The 13,776-nt window shown below is 73.7% G+C and carries 15 protein-coding genes and 1 pseudogene; 13 read left to right on the top strand and 3 right to left on the bottom strand.

What is annotated here, in order from left to right; genetic code table 11:
* From xdhC to EIZ62_RS29510, 11 genes are all read left to right on the top strand, one after another.
* Positions 1-810, top strand: a complete 810-nt coding sequence (xdhC, locus tag EIZ62_RS29560; protein WP_156695723.1) for a xanthine dehydrogenase accessory protein XdhC — start codon at positions 1-3, stop codon at positions 808-810.
* A gap of 136 nt (positions 811-946) precedes the next feature.
* Positions 947-1,282, top strand: a complete 336-nt coding sequence (locus EIZ62_RS29555; RefSeq protein ID WP_156695722.1) for an ArsR/SmtB family transcription factor — start codon at positions 947-949, stop codon at positions 1,280-1,282.
* On the top strand, positions 1,282-2,019 hold the full coding sequence (locus tag EIZ62_RS29550; RefSeq protein ID WP_156695721.1) for a cation efflux transmembrane domain-containing protein: 738 nt from the start codon (positions 1,282-1,284) through the stop codon (positions 2,017-2,019). The genes EIZ62_RS29555 and EIZ62_RS29550 overlap by 1 nt, the downstream gene beginning before the upstream one ends.
* On the top strand, positions 2,016-2,660 hold the full coding sequence (locus tag EIZ62_RS29545) for a methyltransferase family protein (protein WP_156695720.1): 645 nt from the start codon (positions 2,016-2,018) through the stop codon (positions 2,658-2,660). Before EIZ62_RS29550 ends, EIZ62_RS29545 begins: the two co-directional genes overlap by 4 nt.
* A 30-nt stretch (positions 2,661-2,690) precedes the next feature.
* Positions 2,691-3,353, top strand: a complete 663-nt coding sequence (locus tag EIZ62_RS29540; RefSeq protein ID WP_156695719.1) for a class I SAM-dependent methyltransferase — start codon at positions 2,691-2,693, stop codon at positions 3,351-3,353.
* Complete coding sequence (locus EIZ62_RS29535; RefSeq protein ID WP_156695718.1) at positions 3,350-3,655, top strand: sulfurtransferase TusA family protein; 306 nt, start codon at positions 3,350-3,352, stop codon at positions 3,653-3,655. The genes EIZ62_RS29540 and EIZ62_RS29535 overlap by 4 nt, the downstream gene beginning before the upstream one ends.
* 166 nt (positions 3,656-3,821) lie before the next feature.
* Positions 3,822-4,310, top strand: coding sequence for a MepB family protein (locus EIZ62_RS29530; protein ID WP_208828281.1), 489 nt, complete (start codon positions 3,822-3,824; stop codon positions 4,308-4,310).
* A gap of 104 nt (positions 4,311-4,414) precedes the next feature.
* Entirely contained in the window at positions 4,415-5,080 is a 666-nt protein-coding gene (locus tag EIZ62_RS29525; protein WP_156695716.1) for a dihydrofolate reductase family protein, read from the top strand.
* Between the two features lie 110 nt (positions 5,081-5,190).
* Positions 5,191-5,697: a hypothetical protein gene (locus EIZ62_RS29520; RefSeq protein WP_156695715.1), complete on the top strand. Its 507-nt coding sequence runs from the start codon at positions 5,191-5,193 to the stop codon at positions 5,695-5,697.
* The gene (locus EIZ62_RS29515; RefSeq protein ID WP_156695714.1) at positions 5,694-10,925 is read left to right on the top strand and encodes a tetratricopeptide repeat protein; all 5,232 of its coding nucleotides are present in this window, start codon (positions 5,694-5,696) and stop codon (positions 10,923-10,925) included. The genes EIZ62_RS29520 and EIZ62_RS29515 overlap by 4 nt, the downstream gene beginning before the upstream one ends.
* Positions 10,926-11,047: 122 nt before the next feature.
* Positions 11,048-11,269: a hypothetical protein gene (locus EIZ62_RS29510; protein ID WP_156695713.1), complete on the top strand. Its 222-nt coding sequence runs from the start codon at positions 11,048-11,050 to the stop codon at positions 11,267-11,269.
* 96 nt (positions 11,270-11,365) lie between these two features.
* Here EIZ62_RS29510 and EIZ62_RS29505 read toward each other — a convergent pair whose 3' ends face one another.
* Entirely contained in the window at positions 11,366-11,980 is a 615-nt protein-coding gene (locus EIZ62_RS29505; protein WP_244376015.1) for a glycosyltransferase, read from the bottom strand.
* A 50-nt stretch (positions 11,981-12,030) separates the two neighbouring features.
* On the opposite strand from EIZ62_RS29505, the gene EIZ62_RS29500 reads away from it, so the two are divergent.
* Positions 12,031-12,273 carry a hypothetical protein gene (locus tag EIZ62_RS29500; protein WP_156695711.1) on the top strand — a complete coding sequence of 81 codons (243 nt, stop codon included), beginning with the start codon at positions 12,031-12,033 and terminating at the stop codon, positions 12,271-12,273.
* Between the two features lie 169 nt (positions 12,274-12,442).
* Here the strand turns inward: EIZ62_RS29500 and EIZ62_RS29495 are convergent, their stop codons facing one another.
* Entirely contained in the window at positions 12,443-12,853 is a 411-nt protein-coding gene (locus EIZ62_RS29495; RefSeq protein WP_341873988.1) for a MarR family winged helix-turn-helix transcriptional regulator, read from the bottom strand.
* Between the two features lie 145 nt (positions 12,854-12,998).
* On the opposite strand from EIZ62_RS29495, the gene EIZ62_RS29490 reads away from it, so the two are divergent.
* Positions 12,999-13,448, top strand: coding sequence for an SgcJ/EcaC family oxidoreductase (locus EIZ62_RS29490; RefSeq protein ID WP_156695710.1), 450 nt, complete (start codon positions 12,999-13,001; stop codon positions 13,446-13,448).
* Positions 13,449-13,572: 124 nt separating this feature from the next.
* Here EIZ62_RS29490 and EIZ62_RS32620 read toward each other — a convergent pair.
* A pseudogene (locus EIZ62_RS32620) lies at positions 13,573-13,755 on the bottom strand (IS3-like element ISMyma3 family transposase); the annotation flags it as partial.
* Positions 13,756-13,776 lie beyond the last annotated feature (21 nt).

Below are 13,776 nucleotides of genomic sequence, written 5' to 3'. Positions count from 1 at the left end.
ATGGCGTGGGTCGCCGCGGTCGCACGGCTGCGGGCACGCCGGGAGCCCGGCGTGCTCGTGACCGTCGCGGCCGTGCGCGGCCATGCCCCGCGCGACGCCGGAGCGAAGCTCGTCGTGGGGCGGAGCGCGACGTGGGGCTCCATCGGCGGCGGCAACGTCGAGGCCGTGTCGGTCGACCGGGCCCGGGAGATGATCACCGCGTCGAAACGGGAGCCGGAGCTGATCGATTTCGCCCTGAACGACAAGGTGACCAACCAGCACGGCGTCCAGTGCTGCGGCGGGACCGTCACGGTGCTGCTGGAACCCCTGCCGGTGGTGCGGGCGGTGGCGGTCTTCGGCGTCGGGCACGTCGGGCTGGAGCTGGCCCGCATCCTGGCGCGTCAGGACCTCGACCTCCACCTGGTCGACAGCCGCGCCGACGTCCTCGCGGCGGAGCGGCTCGGCGTGCTGGCCGACGCGGTGGCGCAGGTGCACGTCCACCACACGCCGCTGCTGCCCGAGGAGGTGCTGGAGGAGTTGCCGCCCGGCACGCACGTTCTGATCATGACGCATGACCACGCCGAGGACGCCGCCCTGTGCGACGCCGCCCTGCGCACGCCGGGCCTCGGCTCCGTCGGCCTGATCGGCTCGGCGGCCAAGTGGGGGCGGTTCCGCAAGCGCCTCGCCACCGAGGGCGGACACGATGAGGCCGTCATCGACCGGATCAAGACCCCGATCGGGCTGGCCGACGTCACCGGCAAGGAACCCGCGACCATCGCGGTGAGCGTCGCCGCCGACCTGCTGCGCACCTTCGAGTCGGAGGTGGTCTGACACCCCGGCCGGACGGCGTCCGGCCGGGGCCGCCGTCCGTCGGCCACCGGCCACCGGCCACCGGCCACCGGCCACCGGCCACCGGAGCCGATTATCCACGATTCCCTGAATTCAGAATGCCGTGTACTGTCGCGATGTGCTGACCGTTGCTTCCGACATCGAGGTGCTGGCCCGGTTCGGCCGGGCGCTCGCCGATCCGATCCGCTGCCGCATCCTGCTGACTCTCGGGGAGGCGCCCGCCTACCCCGCCGACCTCGCCGACGCGCTCGGCATCTCCCGCACCCGGCTGTCCAACCACCTGGCCTGCCTGCGCGACTGCGGTCTGGTCGTCACGGTCCCGGACGGGCGCCGCACCCGCTACGAGCTCGCCGACGAACGTCTGGGGCATGCGCTGCTCGACCTGCGCGGTGCGGTGGTCGCCGTCGAGGCGGACAAGACCTGCCCGGACGCCACGGAGAAGGGCTGCTGCTGATGACCGCGATGGCACTGGGGCCTTCCCCGGCTCGCCGTGACGCCCTCACCCGCCGCATACGCCTGCTGGTCGCCGCGACCACCACGTACAACGTCGTCGAGGCGGTCGTCGCGCTCACCGCCGGCTCCCTGGCCTCCTCCACGGCGCTGATCGGCTTCGGGCTCGACTCGGTCGTCGAGGTCTCCTCCGCAGCGGCGGTCGCCTGGCAGTTCTCCGCCCCCGACCACGTGACGCGCGAGGGGCGGGAGAGGACCACGTTGCGGATCATCGCCGTCTCCTTCTTCGCCCTGGCCGCCTATGTCGCCGTCGACGCGATCCGCGCCCTGTCCGGCACCGGTGACGCGGAGGTTTCCGCTCCCGGGATCGTCATCGCCGCCCTGTCATTGGCGGTCATGCCGTTCCTGTCCGCCGCGCAGCGCCGCGCAGGGCGCGAACTCGGATCCGTCAGTGCGGTCGCCGACTCCCGGCAGACCCTGCTGTGCACCTACCTGTCCGCCGTGCTCCTCGCCGGCCTCGTCCTCAACGCCACCCACGGCTGGTCGTGGGCCGACCCCGTCGCCGCGCTCGTGATCGCCGCCATCGCGGTCCGGGAAGGGCGCAACGCCTGGCAGGGCAAGGGCTGTTGCGCCCCTTCCCCCCACGCCCCGGCCCCGGCCGCCGTGGGCGCGACGGCTTCCGCGTACGGCTGCGAGCCGGGAAGCGCCTGCTGCGTCCCGGGCACGGGGAGCGGGCGGTGAACGCGTGGGCCTGGACGGCACTCACCCTCTACCTCGCCTGGGCGGGCACGGCTTTCGGGGTCCGGGCCGCCGTGCAGCGGCGCCGCACCGGTGACGCGGGGTTCCGGGGTGCCTCCGGCCGCCCCGGCACGGCTTCCTGGTGGGCGGGGGTCCTGTTCCTCACCGCCCTCCTCGTCGGAGCGGCCGCCCCGGCCGCGGCCCTGGCCGGTCTGCCCGGCCTGCCCGGCACCGGCGACGTGACGGTACGCGGGGCGGGCCTGCTGCTCACGGTGACCGGCATGGCGTTCACGCTGGCCGCCCAGACGAACATGGGCGCCTCGTGGCGGGTCGGAGTGGACGCGGCCGAGCGCACCACGCTGGTCACCGGCGGCCTGTTCGCCCACGTACGCAACCCGGTCTTCACCGCCATGGTCTGCACGGCCGCGGGCCTGGCGCTGATGGTCCCGAACTGGATCGCCGCCCTCGGGCTGATCGCCCTGGTGACCGCCGTTCAGGTGCAGGTCCGCGTCGTCGAGGAGCCCTACCTGTCGGCCATCCACCCGGATGCCTACGGCGCCTACACCGCCCGGACCGGACGGTTCGTCCCCGGCATCGGCAAACGGCCGGTCTCACCGGACCGGGTGACACCACCTATAGGCTGACCGCGGACGCGGCAGGAGCGAGGAGAGACCGTGGCGGACGAGCAGGGGCTGACCGAGGTCCAGCGGCGGCACTGGCAGGACACCTACGCCGCCCACCCGGGCATGTACGGCGAGGACCCGTCCGAGCCCGCCGTCCACGCCGCCACCGTGTTCCGTGCCGCGGGGGCCCGCGACGTGCTGGAGCTGGGTGCCGGGCACGGCCGGGACGCGCTGTTCTTCGCCCGCGAGGGCTTCACCGTCCGGGCGACCGACTTCAGTCCCGTCGGGCTGGAGCAGCTGCGCGACGCCGCCCGCTCCCAGGGCGTGGAGGAGCGAGTGGCCACCGCGGTGCACGACGTGCGCGAGCCGCTGCCGCTGCCGGACACCTCGGTGGACGCGGTCTTCGCGCACATGCTGTTGTGCATGGCGCTGTCGACGAAGGAGCTCCACGGCCTGGTCGGTGAGATCCGCCGGGTTCTGCGGCCCGGCGGGACCTTCGTCTACACCGTGCGGCACACCGGCGACGCCCACTACGGCGCCGGCACCGCGCACGGCGACGACATCTACGAGCACGGCGGCTTCGCCGTCCACTTCTTCGGCCGCGAACTGGTCGACGCCCTCGCCGACGGCTGGACTCTCGACCAGGTCCACGCCTTCGAGGAGGGCGACCTGCCCCGCCGTCTGTGGCGCGTCACCCAGACCCCGCCCCGATGACCGCAACTCCCTCCCACACGGCGGACATCACCGTCGACGGCACCGGCCTGCTGTGCGTCACCCTCCTGCTGCGACTACGCAGGCAGATCGACGGCGCCGCCCCGGGCACGGTCGTCCACATCATCGCCACCGACCCCGCCGCCCCACTCGACCTGCCGGCCTGGTGCCACATGACCGGCCACACCTACCTCGGCCCGGTCCCCGGCGGCACCGACCGGCCGGTGTACGCCCTGCGACTTGCCGCCGCAGCGCGTCCCACCCGACCGGACGCACCGTGGCACCCGGCCGCACCGGCGTCCTGAACGCGACGCACTGCTCGTCGGGCGCACTTTCGCTCACACGTTCGACATCTGACAGGATGCGGGAATGAGCGCGCTGCACGAGACGCCGGCGGAACACGACGCACCCGCACCCGCACCCGGTCCCCGGTCGTCCGGGCCGGGTGTCCCCGGTGATCTGCTGAGGGCGATGGAAGTGGCGTACGAGGCGAGCGGGCTCACCTGTTCGCAGCCGGTGCCCGAGGCGGAGAGCGCCGAGTACGGGGCGTGCGCGTTCACGCTGGACGGCCTCGCGGTCAGGTTCCGCGTGGCCAGGACGACGCCGACCAAGGCCGGCCAGTTCGTCACCGTGTGGAGGAGGTCCACGGGCGGGCCGATCCAGCCGTTCGACGCGGCCGACCCCGTGGACCTCTTCGTCGTCAGCACGCGGCAGGGCGAGCGCTTCGGGCAGTTCGTGTTTCCGCGCGAGGTCCTCCGGGAGCGGGGCGTCGTGTCGACGGACGGATGCGGCGGGAAGCGGGCGTTCCGTGTCTATCCTCCGTGGGTGGTCACAACCAGTGGCCAGGCCCGCAGGACCCAGGCCTGGCAGGTGGAACACTTCCTCCACTTGCCGGAGGACGAGCCCGTCGACGTCACCCGCCTACGGGCGCTCCTCGGCTTCCGCCGGGCGGGCCGCTGACCCACCGGTCGCGATCTCGCTCTCGGTCGCGATCTCGGTCGCGGCGATGAGTTCTGGTGGCCCGGGCCGTCATACCAGCGTCGTCGACCGCAGAGGAGGAGCCCGTGGCTCAGCTGCTGAGAGTCCAGAACTTCACCGTCTCCAGTGACGGGATCGGGGCCGGTGAGGACCAGAGCCTCGAGCGTCCGTTCGGCCACACGGTCGATCCGGCCGCCCTCTTCGCCTGGGCCGGAGCCACGGCGAGCTGGCCCATGCGCACCGAGCCCGGGGGCAGCCGGGGCCTCGACGACTACTTCACGCGGGACTTCGCGCACCACATCGGTGCCGAGATCATGGGCCGCAACAAGTTCGGCCCCCAGCGCGGGCCGTGGCACGACCACGAGTGGCGCGGCTGGTGGGGCGACGAACCCCCGTTCCACACACCGGTGTTCGTGATGACCCACCACGAGCGGCCGTCGTTCACGCTCTCCGACACCACGTTCCACTTCGTCGGCGGCGACCCGGCCGCGGTCCTGGAACGGGCGCGGGAGGCGGCGCGGGGCAAGGACGTCCGGCTGGGCGGCGGGGTCACCACCGTCCGGGAGTTCCTGGACGCCGGCCTCGTCGACACCCTGCACGTGGTCGTCTCGCCGGTGAGGCTCGGCTCCGGGCTGCGCCTGTGGGAGTCGCCCGAGGAGCTGCTCGACCGGTTCCACCTGGAGGTCGTCCCCAGCCCGAGCGGCGTGACGCACCACCTGTTCTGGCGGCGTGACCCGGACCGCGCGGCCTGACGCACAGAAGTGGGCACGCCGGTTGACGTGAACCCCGCCATCAAACGAGGCCCCCGGTGGCACACTTGTGCCCCAGGAGTGGTTCCGTGCTTCTGTAGGGGGAGATCGTCTTGGATCCTGCTGTCGCGGCTGTCGCCGCCACCGCCGCGACCACGCTCGTCACCGCGATGACGACGGACGCGTGGGGGCACACCAAGCAGGGCTTCGTCCGCCTGCTCGGGATCGGGCGCGCCGACGAGGCCGCCCGGGCCGGGGCCGAGCTGGAACAGGCGCGGGCGACCGTCCTCGCCGCGTACGAGCGGGGCGACGAGTCCGCCCTGGGCGCGGCGCACGACGACTGGGCGGCCCGTCTCGGGGCGGCCCTGGAGGCGAACGCCGACCGGTCGGCCGAGTCCACCGGGCTGCTGCGCGAGCTGCTGACGGGCCGGCCCGGCGCCGAGGGCGAGATCCGGGCCCTCGACGCGGCGCTCCACCGGTCGGCCGCCGGCGGCGTCTACAACCAGGTGATCCACGAGGGTGGCGCGGGCGCGCAGGGGCAGGGAGCCAGCATCACCATCAACAACAACCATTACGGGCCCGGTGGTTCGCTGGCGCGGGCGCCGTTCGGCGAGTCTTGACCGAGCCGCGCTACGAGCAGCACGTCGCCGCCGGCGCGGTGGCGGCCCAGGGCCCATACGCGACCGCGACCGTCAACCACTATTACGGGACGCGGCTGCCCACGATCGACGCGTTACCGGCCCCGTCCGCCCCGGACACCGCGTGGCTGATGGCCCAGCCCAGCCGTCTCCTCGACGCGCGGAGCCATGTCGTCCCCTTCATCGGCCGGACGGCGGAGCTGGAGCGGCTGCGGCAGTGGCGGGACGCGCGGGACGCACGGCTTTCGGTGCTGCTGCTCCACGCGCCCGGCGGCCAGGGCAAGACCCGGCTGGCCACGGAGTTCGCCGAGCTGTCCCGGAGCCCCGGCCTGCCGGCGGCCGAGCGGTGGGACGTCCTCCAGGCGGGTTTCCGGGGCGGGCCGCCCGGCCCGGCGCCGTCACCGTCTCCCGACGGGGCCGGTGTGCTGCTCGTCGTCGACTACGCCGACCGCTGGGCGTACAGCGAGCTGGAACGCCTGCTGGCCGATCCGGTGCTGCACCAGCAGCGCCCCACGCGCGTCCTGCTGATCGGCCGTACGGTCCGCTGGTTCGCGGCCCTGCGCGGTGAGCTCGCCGACCGTCGCGCCGACGCCGGTGACCTGCTGCTGCCGTCCCTGGACGAGGACCGGCTGCGGATGTTCACCGCCGCGCGGGACCGGTACGGCGCGAGCGACCTGTACGGCCTGCCGGACCCGGCGGACGTCGAGCCGCCCGCCTCCCTCGGCCGCCGGGACTTCGGCCTGACGCTGAACCTGCACATGGCCGCCCTGGTGTCCGTCGACGCCCGGGCGCGCGGCAAGCGGCTGTCCCTCGCGGAGCCGCACGAACTGTCGGCGTACCTCCTGGACCGCGAATACCGGGCATGGCAACGCCTGTTCGACGCCGGCGGGCAGGGGCAGGACTACCGGACGCGGCCCGCGGTCATGGCCAGGACGGTGTTCACCGCCGCCCTCACCGGTGCGGTGGACCACGGCACCGGGCTGGCGGCGTTACGGACCCTGGACCTGCCGGGCCATCCGCAGGAACTCCTCCTGGACCACCGGTTCTGCTACCCGCCCTCCGAGCGCGACCTGGTCCTGGAGCCGCTCTATCCCGACCGGCTCGCCGAGGACTTCCTCGGCCTGCTCACGCCCGGGCACGACGTCAGCGCGTACGACCCGGACCCGTGGACGAGCGGTGTCCCTGCCGCCCTGCTGAACGGTGAGCTGCGGCCCACGGTGTCCCCGCGCGCCGTGACGTTCCTGGCGTCCGCCGCCGACCGCTGGGCCCACATCGGCGAGCGGGTGCTCTACCCGCTGCTGCGTGCCGAACCCGGCCTCGCGATCGCGGCGGGCAGCCCCGCCCTGACCGCGCTCGCGGCCCTCGCCGACAAGGGAGGCGCGGCTGGGGCCGAAGGTGCGGCCGGGACAGGAGGCGCGGCCGAGCAAGGCGGTGCGGCCCGGCAGCGCATCCCCCCGTCCCTGCTCGCGGCGCTGGAGGCCGTAGAGTCGCACCTGCCCTCGGGCCGTCACGCGGACCTGGACAGCGGGATCCTCGCCGTCGTCGAGACCCTGATCGCGCACCGCCTGGCCTCGACCACGGACCTCGCTCAACGCGCCTGGCTCTACGGCACGCTGGCGTGGCGACGGGCCAACGCCGGGCGCCGGGAGCAGGCGGTCCCGCCCGCCGAGGAGGCCGTACGGCTGCACCGTGAACTCGCCGGGGGCGACCCCGGACACCTGCCCCAGCTGGCGAACGCCCTCAGCGTGCTCGGCGACCGGCTGTCCGCCGCCGGCCGCTGGGAGGAGGCGCTGTTCCTCGCCGAGGAGTCGGTGGCGATCAGCCGCCGCCTGGCCGCGTCCGACTCCGCCCACCAGGACCGGCTGGCGGACTCGCTGGCGGGGCTCGGCAACCGGCTCTCGCGGCACGGCCGCACCGAGGAGGCCCTGGCCGTGACGCAGGAGGCGGCCGGGCTGTACCGGCGCCTGTGCGAAGCGGACCCGGGGTACCGGCCCGACCTGGCGGGACTGCTCAACAACCTGGGCATGCGCCTGCTCGACGCGGGCCGCGTCGAGCAGGGCCTGGGTGCCGCCGAAGAGGCCGTGGAGCTGTACCGGCGCCTCTCCGACGCCGACCCCGACGCCGAGCGGCACCACTTCGCCATGTCGCTCGCCAACCTCGGGCTCGCGCTGCGCGCGGCCGGCCGCTCCGAGGAGGGTCTGGAGATCGCGGAGGTGGCCACCGACCTGTACCGCGGGCTCGCGGAGGCGAACCCCGCCGCCCACCAGCCCGACCTGACCACCGCGCTGATCAACCTGGGAGCCTTCCTCGGGGACCTGGGCCGCGGGGAGGAGGCCCTCGCCCCGGCCGAGGAGGCGGTGGCCATCCAGCGGCAACTGGCCGAGACCGACTTCGCCGCCCACTGCCTCGACCTGGCGAAGGTCCTGAACAACCTCGGCACCCGGCTCCTCGCCCTGGGCCACGAGGAGCGCGCCCTCGCGGTCACGCGGGAGGCCGACGACCTGTACCGGCGGCTGGCGCTCGCCCACCCTACGGTGGACCTCCCCGAGCACGCGGACGTACGCCACCGGCTGGCCCTGGTCCCGGGCCGGGTCCGGGAGGAGGCGCTCGCCGCCACCCGCGAGGCGACCGAGCTGTACCGGCAGCTGGACGGGACGGCCTCGGCCACCGAACTCACGGACACGGCGGCCCTGTTGGGCAAGACCGGCCAGACGCTGGCCCGCCTCGGGCGTTTCGAGGAAGCCGTCACCGCCGTGGAGCGGGCCGCGCTCGTGCACGTCGGGACCGGTGACCGCCGGCGCGCGGCGGAGCTGCTCCTCGAGTCCGGCCATGCCCTGATGGGCATGCGGCGCACCGGGGACGCGGCCGCGCTCTTCGACCGGGCCGCCGGCCATTTCCGCCACACCGGTGACATCGTCCTGGAGGGCACCGCGCTCACCAACCTCGGCACCGCCCTGGCCGGTGACGGCCGCGCCGACGAGGCCGTCACCGCCTGTGAACGTTCCGTGGCCATCTTCCGGGGCTCCACCGAGCCGCTCTTCGAGATCGCGGTGCTCACCAACCTGAGCAACGCGCTGACGGCCGCGAAGCGGTTCGACGAAGCCGCGGACGTCAGCCGGCGCGCCGCCGCCCTCGCCGAACAGAGGACCGCCGCTTATTCCGGCGGAACAGGTGACGGAACGGGCCACGGAACGGGTGACGGAACGGGTGGCGGCCGCCGTGAGGGCGTCCCGCTGCACAACCTCGGCAACGCCCTCATCAGACAGGGGCGGTTCGAGGAGTCCATCGCCCCCACACGGGAGGCCGCGGCCATCTACCGCGAGAACGGCGACCACGGCCGCGAGGCGGACTCCCTCGGCAACCTGGCCGACGCCCTGTACGCGACGGACCGGCTCGACGAGGCGATCGCCGCCTACCAGCGTTCGGCCGCCCTCTTCCACGAGACCGGTGAGCGCGGCAAGGAGGCCCGGATGCTCAGCCGGCTCGGCACCACCCTGGTGCGCACCGAGCGCCACGACGAGGCCGTCACGGCCACCCTTCAGGCCGCCGCGGCCTTCCGGGAGCTCGGCGACCGCACCGGTGAGGCGTTCGCACTGATCAACCTCGGCAACGCCTGTGCGAAGACCGGCCGTTACGCGGAGGCGGCCACCGCCTGCGGGAAGGCGGCCGCGCTGCTGCGCGAGACCGGTGACCACGGGCACGAGGCCGACGCGCTGGCCAACCGCAGCGAGGCCCTGGCCGGAGCGGGGCGGTACGAGGAGGCCGTCACCGCCTGCGAACAGGCCGCCGCCGGTTACCGCGAGGTGGGCAACCCCGCACGCGAGGGGGCGCTGCTGCACAGCCTGGGCACCCATCTCTTCCAGCTGCACCGGACCGCCGAGGCGATCACCGCGTTCGAGCGGGAGCTCGCCGTGAGCCGGGAGGCCGGTGACCGCGCCGGCGAGCGGTCGGCGCTGCACAGCCTCTCCCTCGTCCTCGTCTACGAGGGCCGGCACGCGGACGCCGTGAGCGTCTGCGAGCGGGCCGCCGCCGAGTACCGCGCGGCCGGCGAACACGGCACCGAGGCCGAACTGTTCGGCCGGCTCGCGTCGGTGCTCCTGGAGCTGGGGCGCGTCGAGGAAGTCGTCACCGCACGCGAGCGGGCGGTCGCCGCGCTCCGGGCGGCGGGGGACGTGCGGGGCGAGGGAGCGGCGTACGGCGAACTCGCCGAAGCCCTCGCGCGCGTGGGCCGGTACGAGGAGGCCGTCACCGCCGGCCGGCACGCCGCCCGCATCCACCGGCGGTCCGGCGACCGCACCGGGGAGGCCCGGGCGCTCACCGTCACCGGGCGGGCGCTGATCGGGCAGGGAAAGCCCAAGAAGGCCGTCTCCGTCTGCACCGAGGCCGTGGACCTCTTCCGCGAGGCCGGTGACGGCCGCGCCGAGGCCGAAGCCCTGCACCAGCTCGGCGACGCCCTCGCCGCGGCGGGCCGGAGGGTGGAGTCCGCCGCCGCCGTGGAGCGGGCCGCCGTCCGGTACCGGGACGCGGACGACCAGCGCGGCGAGGGCCTCACCCTCTACCGTCAGGGCGAGACGCTCATGGCGGAGCGCCGGTACGAGGAGGCCGTCACCACGTACCGGAGGGCCGTCGCGCTGTTCGAGGCGGTCGACCTCCCCGACCTGGAGGGTTCCGCGCTCCTCAACCTGTGCCGCGCCCTGCGGGCGCTGAACCGCAGCGAGGAGGCGGTGACCACCCTCCGGCGGGCCGCCACCGTCTACCCCCGGACGGACGACCGCGAGCGGGAGTCACAGGTCCACCTCCACCTCGGCCAGCTCCTGGAGCAGTTGGGCCGGCCGCAGGAGGCCGCGCCCGCCTACCGCCGCGCCGCGGAACTGTTCCGCGCCCGGCAGGACACCGGCAACGAGGGCCAAGCCCTGTTCCGGCTCGGCATCGTGACCGTGGGCCTCCGCCGGTACGAGGAGTCCGTCCCCGCGTTCGAGCGGTACCTGCGGATCTGCCGGGAGACCTCGGACGGTACGGGAAAGGGCGCGGCCCTGCTCCTCCTCGGCGGCCTCCTGGTCGACGTGGGCCGGTACGAGGAGGCCGTCACCGTCAACGACCAGGCAGCCGACCACTTCCGCCGCGCGGGCGAACCCGACTCGGTGAACCTGGCCCTCAGCCACCGGCAGAAGGCCCTGCGCGCCCTGCGCCGCGCCGGCGAACGGCCCTGACGGCCAGGTGCGGGCGGGTCGGGACGGCGACCGTGCGAGCGGGGCCCGGCCCCGCCCCCTGCGTAGGGATCACCGGCTGGGGAAGGGGTGCGGCATCGGATCCGCGCGGGCTCGGGGGGACCATGGCGCACACACGCCGGTGCAGAGGCTGCGGGGGCACGGACACCGTCGTACGCCGCGACACCTATCGCGAGGCCCTGCGCAGCCAGTTCACGATGAGCCGGAAGCTGCGCACGGACGCCGGCCGAGTGCTGGGCGTGCTCCTCTTCCCGCCTGTACGCGCCCTGAAAGGACTGCGCGTCGTCTGCCGCGCATGCGGCTGGGAGACACAGGTCTGGCGTTAGCGCGTGAGCGCCTCCCGGGCGGCGGCTGAGCGACGCGGGGCGTTCACCGTCGTACGTGGACGACCGTCCGTATCTGGCCGCGCCGTGTCGGGGGGCTCACCTGGACGCGTGTGCGTCGATCCACGCCAGCAGTGGCGCGGCGCCGTCCTCCGTGGCGATCGCGCGGGCGAGGCGGGTCGCGCGGTGGCGGTGGGACGGGTCGGACAGGCATGCCGTGACCGCGTCGCCGAGGGCGTCGGCGGTGAGTTCGGCGAACGGCAGGGAGCGGGGGGCGACTCCCAGGGCGCACAGGCGGGACGCCCAGAAGGGCTGGTCGGCCATGACGGGGACGGGTACGGCGGGCACGCCGGCCCGCAGGGCGGCCGCGGTGGTGCCCGCTCCGGCGTGGTGGACGGCGGCGGCGGTGCGCGGCAGCAGCCAGTCGTGGGGGACGTCACCGATGGTCAGGACGTCGTCGCCGCGGCCGGCCAGGTCGGCCCACCCCGCCTGCACGACCGCGCGCACGCCCGCCCGTCGCACTGCCGCGGCCACCAGTTCGCTGAGCCGGTCCCCCTCCCCCGGCGCCATGCTGCCGAACCCGATGAACACCGGGGGCGGGCCGGCCTGGAGGAAGTCGAGCAGTACGGCGGGCGGTTGCCAGCCCGTCGGGCGCGCGGGCCACCAGTAGCCCGCCGCGCCGGCCCAGGACGGCCAGTCCTCGGGGCGCGGCACCACCTGCGGGCTGAAGCCGTGGAAGACCGGGCGGACCTCCGGTGCCGGGTGTGCGTCGGCAGGCAGTCCGAGGTGGGCGCGCAGCCGGGTGGCCGGCCCTCGGCGCCACGCTCACCCGGCCCATCAAGAGCAAGGAGGACCGGCGCGGGCTGACCGCGCTGTTCTGGTCCAACGTCAACCCGTACGGCACCTTCCGCCTCGTTATGGACAAGCGCCTCGACCTGGGCCTCACAGTGCCCCGTCCCCGCACCCGGGCGGATGCCGCCGAACGATCGACCACGAAGCCGCGCTGACCGAGGCGTTGAGCAGCGAGGCTGCTTCACCGAGCAGGCCATCACCGATCTTGAGGTACAGATCGTCGGCAGTGGGCTGATCCGCCGTCCCCGACGCGCACGTAGCGCGAGGCCCACGGCTTCTCTCGGGGCGGCGTCGCTGCGGAACTCGCTGATATGGCAGGACGCGTCAGGATGGCGTGACGTTCCCAGCTCGGATCTGCTCGGTGGCTTCTCGAAAGGCCGGGGCGGCGTGCTCGAAGTAGTCGAACAGCACTGCCCGCTGCTCCGGGGTGTAGCGGTCGAGGACCGCGGCGATGGTGCGGCGGGCGGGTGCGACCAGGGCGGCGATGCCTGCCAGGGCCTCGGATACCGGCTTGACGATGACCTTGCGGCGATCCGCGGGGTCGGCGGCCCGGCGGACATAGCCGGCGCGCTCCAGGCGATCGATTAGGCGGGTAGTCGCCCCCGTCGTCAGGCCGGTGCGCTCCGACAGCTGCCCGGAGGTGAGCCCGTCGGCGAGGGCAAGCTGGCTCAACGCGTACCACTCCGTGGCCTGCAGTCCGGCGGCTGTGGCTGCGGCGATGCTGTGCAGGCCCACCGCGTCTAGGTAGGCGCGGAAGATCTCCCCCTCGCGGGGATTTCCACGATTTGCCACTGTTCCGCCCATCCCTTACGGTTAAATCTGCACGCATGCAGATAATGTCCTTGTGCAGATACCTTGTAGCCTATCAAAGGGAGACACCATGGCTACCGAACATGACCGGCAGGCCGTCACCGGCGTCATCGACTCGCTCGTCGACGCCTGGCGCCGCCGCGACGCCGACGCCTACGCGGCGCCCTTCACCGACGACGCGACCTACGTCACCTTCGTCGGCACCTACTACCAGGGCCGCCAGGACATAGCCGACAGCCACCGCGTCCTCTTCGCGAAGTACCTCAAGGGCACCCGGCTGGCGGACGAGGTCCTCGACGTCCGCTTCCCGGCACCGGATGTCGCCGTGGTGACCGGCCGCGGCGACACCTACAAGGGCAAGCGCCCGGAGAAGCTCTCCAAAGTCCAGACCTACACGCTGGTCCGCGAGGCGGACGGCCAGTGGCGCATCGCGGCGTTCCAGAACACCAAACGCAAGCCGCTGATGGAGGCGATCTCCTTCAAGACCGCACCCGGCCTGATCCCCGCCGCCCAGCGGTAATCCCGACTGCGCACAGAAACGACCGGACAGCCGCAAGACGGCCCGGCGGTGATCCGAGTACACCGTCGACCAGGCAAACCCAACCCACAGAATAAACCGTTCCGGGTTGGGTGGAGACCTCAGCTTGCCCGGAGTCGACCTCGTCCCGCCTGACCCAATTGCGCAGCGTCTCGGCGGAACCAATGCGGAGCTTCTGCGCGACCGCCCGCAACGCAGCCGACTCGTTCGGGTAGGCACCACGGACTTCGGCGACCATACGGACCGCTCGTTTGCACAGCTCAGCAGGGTAGGAGGAGGGACGTGCCATGACTCACTCCTTTCACGGAAT

It is taken from the genome of Streptomyces ficellus, from assembly GCF_009739905.1.
In the GTDB taxonomy this organism is placed as follows: Bacteria; Actinomycetota; Actinomycetes; order Streptomycetales; family Streptomycetaceae; genus Streptomyces; species Streptomyces ficellus_A.
The sequence above is the reverse complement of the archived record's forward strand: the minus strand, read 5'-3'. Positions and strand labels throughout refer to the sequence as shown.

Bases quoted from the DNA above. Each gene is read 5' to 3' on its own strand.
- EIZ62_RS29490 (WP_156695710.1), top strand. From the start codon at position 12,999: ATGGCTACCGAACATGACCGGCAGGCCGTCACCGGCGTCATCGACTCG.
- EIZ62_RS29530 (WP_208828281.1), top strand. From the start codon at position 3,822: ATGGAAGTGGCGTACGAGGCGAGCGGGCTCACCTGTTCGCAGCCGGTG.
- EIZ62_RS29550 (WP_156695721.1), top strand. From the start codon at position 1,282: ATGACCGCGATGGCACTGGGGCCTTCCCCGGCTCGCCGTGACGCCCTC.
- EIZ62_RS29535 (WP_156695718.1), top strand. From the start codon at position 3,350: ATGACCGCAACTCCCTCCCACACGGCGGACATCACCGTCGACGGCACC.
- xdhC (WP_156695723.1), top strand. From the start codon at position 1: ATGGCGTGGGTCGCCGCGGTCGCACGGCTGCGGGCACGCCGGGAGCCC.
- EIZ62_RS29510 (WP_156695713.1), top strand. From the start codon at position 11,048: ATGGCGCACACACGCCGGTGCAGAGGCTGCGGGGGCACGGACACCGTC.